This window comes from Chitinophaga sp. W3I9 (assembly GCF_050434025.1).
Taxonomy (GTDB): Bacteria; Bacteroidota; Bacteroidia; order Chitinophagales; family Chitinophagaceae; genus Chitinophaga.
The window spans coordinates 5,346,447-5,358,903 of record NZ_JBNPWC010000001.1 but is presented as its reverse complement, the minus strand read 5'-3'; the positions used below and the strand labels follow the sequence as shown (position 1 = coordinate 5,358,903).

The window sequence follows — 12,457 nt, the reverse complement described above, 5'->3', positions numbered from 1 at the left end:
TTTATTTTCCGTATCTTGCAAACGGATTGGCTAGTTCACATTTTTCGCAATATCACCGGGTACCGCTCTCCAACGAACATTTACTGGTACAGGCAGCCGCCGATGGCGACCAGGATGCCTATGCGCAATTGTACACCTGGTATTACCCCAATCTGCAGGTAGCCGTTAACTTTATTACACAGGACCGCCATGAAACCGACGAGGTTTTACAGGAAACATTTTTCCGGATCTGGAAGATCCGGGAAAAACTGTTGCTGGTGAAGTCCTTCGAAAATTATGCTTTCCGGATTGCCCGCAACCTGGTATTTGATCTGTTAAGACGGAAAAAAGTACATCTCCGGGCAATGGAAACACTGGAACAGCGCGCCTCGGCAGCCGATATGCCGGATGCGCTGGAGTATAAGGAATTACATGATACGGCCCTGCGGGCCATTAATGGCCTCGACAAACAAAAGCGCGACATTTTCCTGCTGCGCACCGAAGAAGGACTGAGCTTTGAGGAAATTGCCGCCCGGTACGGCATCGCCGTGGTAACGGTGAAAAAACATTACTATGCCGCCTTCCATACCTTAAAGTCCGTGCTGGAACAGCACGGCGGACCTGTTGCTATCCTTTTCCTGCTTTGGCTTAACGGGAAATAAAAAAAAGTTCCTTTTTGGCGTATACGAATACAACACGTGTTCGTCTGTAGTATATAGTGCCATCTATGAACAACGGGAATAAAATAGCGCTTTTAAATAAATACCGGAGCGGTACGCTGACGGAACAGGAAGAAATGGAATTTTTTTCCTGGTACGAAACCGTGTCTGCGGAAGAATTTCATCAGCAATTACAAGCGGCATCAGGACCAGTGTTGTACGAAGAAGCCTCCCCGGCTTTCCTGGAACAGCTCCGGCGCCGGTTGCAGGAGCAGGACCGGGCAAAGGTCCGCAGGATGCGGATATGGTGGCCCGCCGCCGCCGCCGCAGTACTGGCCGCCATACTGGTATTTACATTACGACCCGGAACACCCAAAAAAGAACTGGCCGGAAAAGCAGATGTAGCGCCGGGTCACAGCGGAGCCATGCTCACCCTGGCAGATGGTAAGCAAATTACGCTCGACAGCATGGGCAACGGCATCCTCGCCAACCAAAACGGCACCACCGTGATCATGCAAAACGGAGGGCTCAGTTACGATGCCGGCAAAGCTTCGGGCATAGCGTATAATACCGTAAGCACACCCCGGGCAAGGCAGTTCCGGCTTACATTGCCGGACGGCTCCCAGGTATGGCTCAACGCCGCCAGCGCTATCCGTTACCCCACGGCCTTCACCGGAAATGAACGAAAGGTGGAGGTAAAAGGAGAGGCGTATTTTGAAGTAGCGAAAGATGCTGCCAAACCCTTCCGGGTACAAATCAATAACCAGGCAACGCTGGAAGTGCTGGGCACGCACTTTAATATCAATGCCTATGACGATGAAACCAACATCAGGGCTACACTCCTGGAGGGCAGCGTGAAAATAAGTCTCCGGACCGAGGCGGCTATATTGCAGCCGGGGCAGCAAGCGGAAGTAAACAGCAACATAAAAATAAACAACCAGGTGAATACCGCCCAGGTAGTTGCCTGGAAAGAAGGCACCTTTAATTTCGACCAGCTGGGAATCGCTGAAGTCATGCGGCAATTATCCCGGTGGTACAATATAGAAGTAGTATACGAGGGCGCCATTCCCACCAGGAAGTTCTACGGTGAAATAGGCCGGAACCTTAGCCTGTCGCAGGTCCTGGAAGGATTAAAAGCATCCGGGGTGAATTTCCGGATAGAAGCCGGCAACCGGCTGGTAGTATTACCGTAAGTATTTTTCCCTATACTAAAAAACCGCTCTGAGGTAGGATTCAGAGCGGCCTATAGCCAGGGTGAACGATAGACAATTAATTCGTGTCAACTGTTTTCAATCAACCTAACCAATTGCAAGTTATGCAAAAAAATGCGTCTTGTAACCGGAGTGGCCATGCTATGCACAGATGCAGGCAGGAAGGGCCCCGGTTCTCAACCAAATCTCGGGGAATCAATGAGACAACCAAAGGGTATAGTCTCTGCAAAAAAATTCTGTTAGTGATGAAACTAACCACGCTATTATTAACGGCCGCACTGATGGGAGTAAGCGCCAAAGGAGTCTCCCAATCGGTTACCTTATCCGGCAAAAATATCACGCTGGAAAAGGCTTTTCAAACCATCCGGTCGCAAACGGGCTATCACATATTTTGTGACTTAGACCTGCTGAAAGGCACGCAGAAAGTGAACCTGTCTGCCGTGGATATGCCGTTAGGGCAGTTCCTCGACATTATTTTCAAAGGCCAGGAATTGCAGTATATGCTGCAGGAGCAAACCATTTTCGTCAGCAAAAAAACAATGCCTCTTCCGCTGCCCTATGCCAATACCACCACTCCTTTGGTAACGATTCCCGTGCAGGGCATCGTGAAAGATGCCCGGGGTAACATCCTCTTTGGCGCTACCATCAAGGTAAAAGGAACCGGGCGGTCAGTGATCAACGATGAAAACGGGCGCTTCGATCTGAGCGTGAATGTAGGCGATGTACTGGTGATCAGCTACGTAGGCTTCAAATCCCAGGAAGTGAAGATCAGCAACAACACCGACCTGGTAATCGTACTCGAACGCACCACCATCGATATCAGCGCCATCAATGTATCTGTATCCACCGGTTACCAGACGATTTCAAAAGAAAGAGCTACCGGTTCTTACAGTATTATTACTGCGAAAGACCTGGCTGAAGTGCCTTCCAATAACATTATGGAAAGACTGGAAGGTAAAGTGCCGGGCGTAAAATTCGATATCAGGGGCAACACCATACAGATCCGTACTACCAACACTTATGGTAACACTACCGCGCCGCTCATCGTAGTGGATGGCTTTCCCATGATCCCCACCGGGGATAATCAAAAATTGACGACCCTTGGCAACTCGGTCATGGCCAATGGTTCGGTGCTGTCTTCTTTTAACCCGAACGATATAGAACAGATCACCTTTCTGAAAGATGCGGTGGCAACTTCCATCTGGGGGGCTAGAGGCGCCAATGGCGTTATTGTGATAGAAACAAAGAAAGGAAAGAGGGGAGCCCCCTCTGTAAACCTCTCTGCAACATTCGGGGTATCCAAAGCGCCTTCCATCTCGGATCTCAACTGGATGTCCACCGCGGAATATGTAGATCTTGAAATGGAAATGCTGAATAAAGGATTTTTTACAGATGCACTTTCACTCGGCTATTATAACCCACTACAGGCAGCTAATCCCAGCGAAGTACAGGAATGGTTTTATAAAGTGAAAAGGGGAACAGCCACGCAGGCACAGGCAGATGCCGCCATCGCGGAAATTGCCTCCCGCAATAACTACGGGCAAATAGAAAAGTACCTGCTGCGCACCGCTGTGAACCAGCAATACAATCTGTCTGTATCCGGCGGCGGTGATAACAACAGCTACTATCTCTCCGGTAACTTTAATAAAGACCAACCCATTTTCAGAAGCAACAGCGCACAAAATGTGTTCCTCACCGGTAACTTCACCAACGATCTGTTTGACCGCCGCGTTAAGCTGTTTACCGGCTTCAGCTACCAGGGCGGCACCACTTACTTTAATAATGCCGCTGCCGACGCATTGGGACAAAACGCTACTGCATTGCGTCCCTATGATATGCTGGTAGACGCAAATGGCAACCACCTACAGCGAAATGTAGGCTTCCGCCCAGAAGTAAACGACAGCCTGGTGGCCAAAGGCTTTTTGCCCACTACTTACAATGCGATCGATGAGCTGGGATATTCCAACACCAAAAATAGTATGCAACAGGTACGGCTCAACGCAGGACTCAATTTCAAACTGACAAACTGGGCTAACCTGGACGTGACTGGTATGTACCAGCGTAATGCGAATAGTCTTCAAAGCGTGGATGATGTGCAAAGTTACGCCGGACGCACATTGATGAACACTTACACGGTAACCAATCCTTCCAGCGGCAAACCAACCTACAACCTGCCTTATGGTGGCCGTTATTATTTGTCGGACGCCAATGCCTACGATTACAACCTGCGGGGTGTCCTGAACATCCACCGGAATTTTAATCCGGATCATCAGCTGATGGCGCTTGCAGGAGGGGAAATCAGGGAAACCTATAGCAGGTCATATGCGTCTACCCGCTATGGATATAATGCGGATGGCAACACCTTTGCTACTGTAGATCCCAATGCACAGCTCATGACCATGTATGGCTGGACGCAGAATATCGGCCCGGTAACCACCCCGGTAACAGAACAAAAGAACCGCTACCTCAGTTATTTCGGTAATGGCAATTATACCTATAAAGCAAAATACAATTTATCCGCCAGCGCGCGCTTCGACGACTATACGCTGTTGGGTCTTGAACGCAGCAAACGCGCAAAACCTTTCTGGTCCGCCGGCGCGAAATGGAGTATGGGCCAGGAATCATTTATGCAGAATATTCATTGGCTGAATGGGTTAGACCTCCGCGTTACCTATGGTACCGGCGGTTCGGTGCCATTAGCAGGAAGCAATGTACCCCTTATCAATCTGGCTGCCACAGATCCCAGCACACAACTGCCCATCGGTGTTATTGAATCGCCGGGCAACCAGCAACTGGGATGGGAGCTGACCAAAACACTCAATTTTGGCGTGGACCTCAGGGCCTTTAATAACCGCTTAATGCTAACCGCAGATGCCTACACCAAAAGAAGCGAAGGCATCATCACTACGCTGCCATATAACTCCACCTATGGCTGGTCTACCCTGCAGTTCAATACCGGTACACTGAAAAGCCACGGTATGGAGTTAGGCATTACAGGTGAATTGCTGAAAACAAGGGACTGGGGTATTACCTCCGTTTTCAATTTTGCATATGGTACCAACGAAGTAACAGACAACCGCTATAACATTACACAGGCTTCCAACCTTATCGCCGGCGGCTCCCCGGTAAACGGCTATCCCATTGGCGCTACGTTTGTATATCGCTCCGCAGGACTGGACAATAAAGGTCAAACCCAGATCTATGACCGCAACAATAAAATCATCAGCAATACCACCAACCTTACGTCGGCATTTGATATAAACGACCTAAAATATGCGGGCGTGAGAGTGGCGCCTTACCACGGCGGGTTCTTTAATACCTTCCGCTATAAAAGATTTGAAATGAGGGTGCAGATGACCTATTACATGGGGCATATTTTTATGAAACCTGCGATCACCAACTATCCTACATCTGCGGGGTATTATTTTGGTTTGCCCGGAAGGCAAAAGGATCTTGCTAACCGCTGGAAGGAACCGGGTGATGAAGCCTTTACCGACGTGCCGGGTCTTGAAAACGTGAATAACAACAGTATTGTCCGTTACCGGAATTCGGATAAGCTGGTAAGAAAGGCCGACAACATCCGCCTGCAACAAATTTCGCTCAGCTATAGCTTCCCGAAAGAATTATTGCCGCAACGGGTGATTAAAAGTCTTTCTGTTAGCGGCAACGCGCGTAACCTCGGTATTTTATGGAGAGCTAATAAAGATGGGATTGATCCGGAGTACCTGAATGCAAATGCAAACTATTACAGCATGTCGCCGGTAACCAGCTATATGTTTAACATCAATGCATCATTCTAACAGCGAAGAAAATGAAAAGACTAATATATTTCGTAGCGGTAATGGCGCTGGCCACAGGATGCCGTAAATACGTGGAAATAGATCAGATAGGAAAACGTACGCCTACCTACACCAAAGACTACCGCGCTTTGCTGGATAACAACTCCCAGTTGGAAGCAGGTTTCAGCCTCACTATTTATTCCGGTGATGATACCCGTTTCCTGGATTCCTCGAAACAGGCTACCATGACCGATATTAACGGGAATGCCTATACGTGGCAGCCGCAGTACTGGAGTGATACACAGTCGGATGGAGACTGGGACAAACTGTACAAGGCAATTTATACCTGCAACGAAGTGCTGGCCGGTGTAATGGCCAGCGAAAATGGTACTGATGCAGACAAGAAACAGCTGTTCGCAGAAGCGCTCACACACCGGGCATATGCTTACTGGTGCCTGGTGAATATTTACAGCGCGCAGTACGATGCCGCCACCGCCGCCACCGATCCTGGTATTCCTTTATTATTAACGCCCGACCTGTTTGCATCGCTGCAAAGAGTATCTGTAGCTACGGTGTACAACCAGATTACCGGCGACCTGAAACAGGCAGTGGACGCACTGCCGGCTTTGCCTGATTATAATACGCGCCCTTCTAAAGCAGCCGCCTACGCCATGCTGGCACGTACTTACCTGATGACCCGCGATTTCACCACCGCGCGGAGTTATGCAGAACAGGCACTGGCACTGCAGAACGGTGTGCTGGACCTTCGTGACTATGCCACCAGTGTAGCCACTTTTCCCTACCGGCTGAAAGATCCGGAAGTGATCTTTTCAAAGATTAACGCTGGTTTCTACCAGGGAGGCATCCAACTGGACACGGCGTTGTTGTCGCTGCTCGGCACAAAAGATATGCGCTATGCCTTGTTTGTAAAACCGGGCGGCAACTTTTTCCCGGCGTTTACAGGTTACGGCTACTGGCGCTATCGCTACAGCCGCGAGGGCAATACCATCACACAAGGTCCTGGCGTACCGGAAATGATGCTGATTAAAGCAGAATGCGCTGCCCGCTCCGGGGATGCGGTAACCGCCACCAACGTATTGAACAGCCTGCGCGAAAAACGATTCCTCACAGCAGACTATACGGCTTATACACCCGGCACTCCAGCGGAAGCGCTCAGTAGGGTAGTGGACGAAAGAAAGCGCGAATTTTTTGGAACAGGATTAAGATGGTTCGATCAGAAACGCCTGAACAAAGATGCCGCTTTTGCCAAAACGGTTACCCGCACTTTCAAAGGCGTAAACTATACACTGGAGCCAAACAGCAACCGGTATATCTTCCCAATCGGTACAAAATACATCCTGCTGAATCCGGAAATAGCGCAAAGCCCAAGATAATATTTAACCAACCATCATAACCCGGGATGTCCGGAAGAGCGGCTGCCACCAGGCAGCCACTCGGGGCATGCCATTAAAAAACGGAAACAACATGAAAAGATGGATAAGTATGCTGGCGTTGCTGCTGGCGTTTTCCACAACCGCGTACACGCAGGACAGCAGCCGCTTAACGGGGCTGGAAAAAACCGTGGCAGGAGATACGCTCCGCCTCCTGTATAATCCCGCCGGCGGGCCATTGGCCGGTAAGGCAGATATAGGCGCCATGATTTATCTCTACCGGAATTACCGCTGGTATGTGGATGATATTGTACTGCAACAACGCGGCGCCACCTGGAACGGCCAGTACGCGGTTCCTGCAAACTGCGCATTTGTGGCCATTAAATTTGTGACCACTGAAAACGGTATGGTGGCCGCCTCCGACAATAATAATGATCATGGATTTATGTCGGTTACCACCGATAAAAACGGCAACCGTTTACCCGGCGGCCAGCTGGCATGGGGTATTTTCCGGAAGCCTTCTGTCGCCAAAGCGCCATTTTATTTTAATAACTACGATATCAGCAACGAAGCACTGGAAATGTGGGTGCGTAAGGAAATGGAAGCCTATCCCGATAGCATGCCAAAATTTTTCGACAGCTACCTGGCTATGCTCAAACTAAAACTCGGCGATGAATTTCCACAGAGAGCGCCGCGCAACCTGGAAAAGTTTTTAAGGATACCCGGACTCGATGAACAAGGCTATAACATCGTGTATGAAACCTACAGGTTCCAGCTGAAAGACCAACAGAAAGCTGATTCCGTGAGAAAGCTCCAACTGCAACGGTTTCCCAAAGGCCGTGCCGCCCGGTTCGATGCATACAGCAAAGCTTATATGGGACAAATGGGCGAAGCGCAGTTTGCTGCCATGGAAACTTTCCTCCGTGATTTCCCGGTGGCGGAATACCGCAGGGACACTATCGCCTCGCAGCAATTTATTTACCACAATATATACCGTTTGCTGGGCCAGGTGTACATTGCCACGGGTCGTACCGACAGCCTGAAAAAACATCTCCGCGATATGGATTTTGTTACGCTGAATGAAATATACCGGGCTAATCTCGATAAAGCATTTATTATCGGAAAAACACCATTGGCAAAAATTTATCCGTTCTCAAAAATGCTGATCGACGACATCATCAAAAAAAGCGATGATGGATCATACATGGAAGATACCCGCTACACCCCGCTGCAAGCCCGCGAAAATGCCCGCACACAAATGGATGCCCGCCTGGCTATCCATATCAGCATGCTGAATAAAATGGGTAAGTATAAAGAAGCACTTCCTTACGGGGCGCAGCGCTCCGGGAAAGGCCGCTACAACAATGCCAATCTGAATGAAGCCTGGGTAAACATACTGGAACATACCGGTGGCGAAAAGAAGGTGAAAACCGTATTGGAAGCAGGTGTTAAAGCCGGCGCCGCTACGCCTGTTATGATGGAAAAACTGAAAAGGATATACGGCAAAACAACAGGATTTGATGCATACGTGGCGGGTCTTAAACCTGCTGTGGACAGCAATGAAATCAAGACTAAACTTATCCGCGAAAAGATCACGCCTTTCCGGTTGAAGGATATGAATGGCAGCACCGTTAGCTCCGATAGCTGGAACAACAAGATCATTGTGCTGGACTACTGGGCTACCTGGTGTTTCCCCTGTAAAATGGCCTTCCCCGGCATGCAGATGGCGGTGAGCAAATATGCCGCTGATCCGTCGGTTGATTTTTATTTTATCGCCACCATGGAACGCGCTAAAACTTACAAAGAAGATATCTCTAAATATATCAGGTCATCGGGTTATAGTTTTAAAGTGTTGTACGATGATGAGAACCCGGATACGAAAGGAAACGACCGCGTATTCAAGAGCATGTTGCCTGTTTTCCATTCTTCTGCTATTCCAAGAAAAGTAGTATTGAAAAATGGAATAATAAGGTATACGGCAGAAGGATACGGCGGCAGTCCAAGCGCACTTGCCGATGAACTAAGCCAGGTTATTGAGATTTTAAAAGCAGAACAATGAGAAAAAGATCTTTGCTCTTATATGCCGCACTGACAGGCGCCGGCATACTGCCCGCTGCGGCGCAGCAAAAAGTGCTGGATACCGCTGCCTATAAAGAATGGAAACGTATAGGTATTCCTGTTATCAGTTATTATGGCGATTGGGTAATGTATGATTTGCCGGATGACGATAATCCGCAGAAACACCTGGTCAATACACAAACCAGCAAGGAGATCCTGTTGGACAACACTTCGGGGGCCGATTTTTTTAATAAAGGCAAATGGCTGAAGTATAATGTGAATGATTCACTAATGCTCATGCGTTTGAAAGATGGGAAAAAGATCCGGTGGACGACTACCTCGTTTATCAGCAACAGTCAAACATCTCCCTATATTTCCTATAACTATAAAACGGCAGCCGGTAGCCGGTTGGTGATCTGGAATACGGATACCAACGACAGTACTATTCTCGAACAGGCAGACAGGTATTCTCTTTCCGGCAAGGGCCAGGTAGTTTATCTCCGTGGCGACCGGCTCATGGCCGGCCCGCTGAAAGGCAGGCACACTGCGCTGTTTAGTGGTCCGGTAACCGACTACAGTTTTAATCCTGATAAAGAAGAAGGCACGCTGTTGTCGGGCACAAAGCTGTATGCTTTTTCGCTGAAGAAAAGTACGCCTCAGCTGCTCATGGATTTCAACGATATTACCGCTCCGCCGGGTTACCGTATTACGCAAAAGGCATACGAAATTACACCTGGTACCACACAATTGCTGCTGGAAGTAAGCTTCAATACAGCGCGCAAAACCCCACCCAAGCCCAATCCCAACGCAGCAGACCTGGAACTGTGGACCTGGAATGAACCTGTATCCCAACGGCGGCAACGGAGAGGGGTATACGACAGAACGATGATGGACGATGCAAAATTCATCTATCACCTGGATACGAAGCAGTTGGTGCAGGTGGCGCCTGAATATGCAGGGATGCTTTTTACACCTCAAAGCGGGAGTTACAATTATGCATTGCTCACGGATCAGTCGCGCTATGAATATATGCTCGACTGGAAGTACTCGCTGAATGCTGACATTTACCTGGTAAATGTGCACACGGGCGAGCGCAAACTGGTGGCGGAAGATTGTACCGATAACCCGCAATGGAGCCCCAACGGCCGGTTTGCAGTGATATATAACGGCAATGAAAAACAATGGCAGGTATTGAAACCGGAGGAGGCAAAGTTTGTAACGATTTCTGCTGCCATTGGCTACCCGGTGTATGAAGAAGATTTCGACCTGCCCAAAGCGCCACCATCCTATGGTATGGCTGGATGGACAGACGAAGGCAATACCGTAATTGTATACGACCGGTACGATATGTGGGCAATAGACCTGACCGGCAAACAGTCTGCCCGTTGCATTACCGGCGGCTATGGCCGGCAGCATCACGTAAGTTTCCGGTTGCAGGGGGCGGATTATGGCGGCATGCTGGACCTGAAAAAGGCACTCCTGCTGCGCAGCTTCAATGAGCAAACAAAGTCGGGCGGACTGTATCGCTTAAACCCCGGCGGGAAAGCAATAGCACTGGCCGATGATCCGGCTTACACCGTAAAAGTAATTAGTGTTGCAGGCAATGGTAATGCCTTCGTTTTCGCCCGGCAGAGTTACCGGCAGTATCCCGACATCTGGTGGGGCAATGCCGGTCTTACGGCAGTTAAACGCCTCACCAACAGGAACCCTCAACAGGCGCAGTACGGCTGGGGTTCAGCAAAAGTGGTGGAATGGAAAAATTACGAAGGGAAACAAAACCAGGGACTCTTATATCTCCCTGAAAACTTTGATACCACCCGGACTTACCCGATGATCGTTGATTTTTATGAAACGCATTCCCATGATCTGCATGAGTATTTAGTGCCGGGTTACAGCACGTCTACCATCGATATTCCTACTTATGTAAGTAACGGCTACGTGGTATTCCGCCCGGACATACACTACACTACCGGAAAACCCGGTGAAAGCGCTTACAATGCTGTGGTAAGCGGCGTAATGGACCTGATTAGCCGGGGTATTGCAGACAAGGCGCATATAGGTCTGCAAGGGCATAGCTTTGCCGGTTTTGAAGTAGCGTATATAGCTACCCGTAGTAACCTTTTTAAATGCGTTAACATCGGCGCCGGCGCCGTTAACGTTACCTACAACTACACGGCAGTGCGCTCCAATGGGGCGCCGGGTATGTTTAAATGTGAAGTGGAGCAGTATCGTTTAGGGAAAACGCTGTGGGAAGATAAAGAAGCCTACATCGCCAATTCGCCCATCTTTAATGCCGACAAGATCACCAGCCCGCTGCTGATTTTTCATAACGACAAAGACGGTGCGGTGGCCTTTACCCAGGGGCTGGACCTATTCCTGGCTATGCGCAGGCTGCGCAAGCCCGCCTGGCTGCTTAACTACAAGGGACTGAACCACACATTGGAGGAGGAGATCCCGCAACAGGACTGGACACTGCGAATGGGACAGTTCTTTGATCACTATCTCAAAGATAAACCCATGCCACGATGGATGAAGGAAGGCATCAGTGTGGATGAGCGTAAGGTAGATCCGAAGTATGCTTATTGATAACGACGGCGGGCTGTTACTTTCACAGCCCGCCGTAACTGTATTATTGCTCAAAGGCAGAAATATCCACGTAATACTTACGTGGATTATTTTTGTCCATGTATACGTCTATTTTTTGATGAACCCCAATCAGTGAAGTAGGGTCGGACCACATGAACCCACTCTTGAAACGGTAGTTTACGCCGGTGAGCGGATCTTTCCAGTTGCAGCGTATAAAGAAGGGATTACGACGGTTAACCCGAATATACCTGTTGGTGTCAACCGAGTCAAAGTCGGCCCGGACCAGCAACCCCGATTGTTTCAGCTGGTCCCTGCGCGAGCGGCTCACCTTTCTCTTTAAATAATACCCCAGGCCAAAGAAGCTGAATAGCAACCCCATGCCGCCAACCACGATAGCGCCAAAGTATTCCATCCAGCCGGCTATTTTCGCATCATCCGGGTTTTTGGGGTCGTAATAAATGTCGACGCGTTCCCCGATTTCGTACCCGGGAGGATTGGAAGAAACGCTGGAAATATAACGGTGCTTCACGCCTGCATCATCGAAATACGTTACCACCGGGGCGTACGACCGTTTTCCCCTGGCGATCATGTCCACCACTGTTCCGTTGGTTTTTACTGCGGAGGCATTGAACGTTTTAACATTATAGCATATCATAGCAGCAACGACCACCATCAGCAAGCCAATCCCCAGGAAAATATTAAAAGTAAGCGATACAGATCTGCGTTTCATTTTAAGCGATCAAATTGGATAAGGGCGCAAGATACCAAATTGTACAGATAAGGAAAAAGGCGCC

7 protein-coding genes are annotated in these 12,457 nt (G+C 49.2%); 6 read left to right on the top strand and 1 reads right to left on the bottom strand.

Translation table 11 applies throughout. From position 1 onward, the window contains the following. Positions 1-26 precede the first annotated feature (26 nt). The 6 genes from QFZ51_RS21680 (at position 27) to QFZ51_RS21655 (ending at position 11,663) form a co-directional block, all read left to right on the top strand. A complete protein-coding gene (locus QFZ51_RS21680; protein ID WP_429048799.1) occupies positions 27-641 on the top strand; it encodes an RNA polymerase sigma factor in 615 nt (204 codons plus the stop codon). Between the two features lie 65 nt (positions 642-706). Continuing rightward, a complete protein-coding gene (locus tag QFZ51_RS21675; RefSeq protein WP_429048798.1) occupies positions 707-1,831 on the top strand; it encodes a FecR family protein in 1,125 nt (374 codons plus the stop codon). Positions 1,832-2,094: 263 nt separating this feature from the next. Then, positions 2,095-5,649, top strand: coding sequence for a SusC/RagA family TonB-linked outer membrane protein (locus QFZ51_RS21670; RefSeq protein ID WP_429048796.1), 3,555 nt, complete (start codon positions 2,095-2,097; stop codon positions 5,647-5,649). Positions 5,650-5,660: 11 nt separating this feature from the next. After that, complete coding sequence (locus tag QFZ51_RS21665; protein ID WP_429048795.1) at positions 5,661-7,022, top strand: RagB/SusD family nutrient uptake outer membrane protein; 1,362 nt, start codon at positions 5,661-5,663, stop codon at positions 7,020-7,022. 91 nt (positions 7,023-7,113) lie between these two features. After that, positions 7,114-9,078, top strand: coding sequence for a TlpA family protein disulfide reductase (locus tag QFZ51_RS21660; protein ID WP_429048793.1), 1,965 nt, complete (start codon positions 7,114-7,116; stop codon positions 9,076-9,078). Beyond that, the gene (locus tag QFZ51_RS21655; protein ID WP_429048791.1) at positions 9,075-11,663 is read left to right on the top strand and encodes an alpha/beta hydrolase family protein; all 2,589 of its coding nucleotides are present in this window, start codon (positions 9,075-9,077) and stop codon (positions 11,661-11,663) included. Before QFZ51_RS21660 ends, QFZ51_RS21655 begins: the two co-directional genes overlap by 4 nt. 43 nt (positions 11,664-11,706) lie before the next feature. Here the strand turns inward: QFZ51_RS21655 and QFZ51_RS21650 are convergent, their stop codons facing one another. After that, positions 11,707-12,393, bottom strand: a complete 687-nt coding sequence (locus QFZ51_RS21650; protein WP_429048790.1) for a DUF3592 domain-containing protein — start codon at positions 12,391-12,393, stop codon at positions 11,707-11,709. Positions 12,394-12,457 lie beyond the last annotated feature (64 nt).

What these genes read in the sequence shown, in the direction of transcription:
- QFZ51_RS21670 (WP_429048796.1), top strand. Translation starts at nt 2,095, where the DNA reads ATGAAACTAACCACGCTATTATTAACGGCCGCACTGATGGGAGTAAGC.
- QFZ51_RS21665 (WP_429048795.1), top strand. Translation starts at nt 5,661, where the DNA reads ATGAAAAGACTAATATATTTCGTAGCGGTAATGGCGCTGGCCACAGGA.
- QFZ51_RS21650 (WP_429048790.1), bottom strand. Translation starts at nt 12,393, where the DNA reads ATGAAACGCAGATCTGTATCGCTTACTTTTAATATTTTCCTGGGGATT.
- QFZ51_RS21660 (WP_429048793.1), top strand. Translation starts at nt 7,114, where the DNA reads ATGAAAAGATGGATAAGTATGCTGGCGTTGCTGCTGGCGTTTTCCACA.
- QFZ51_RS21655 (WP_429048791.1), top strand. Translation starts at nt 9,075, where the DNA reads ATGAGAAAAAGATCTTTGCTCTTATATGCCGCACTGACAGGCGCCGGC.
- QFZ51_RS21675 (WP_429048798.1), top strand. Translation starts at nt 707, where the DNA reads ATGAACAACGGGAATAAAATAGCGCTTTTAAATAAATACCGGAGCGGT.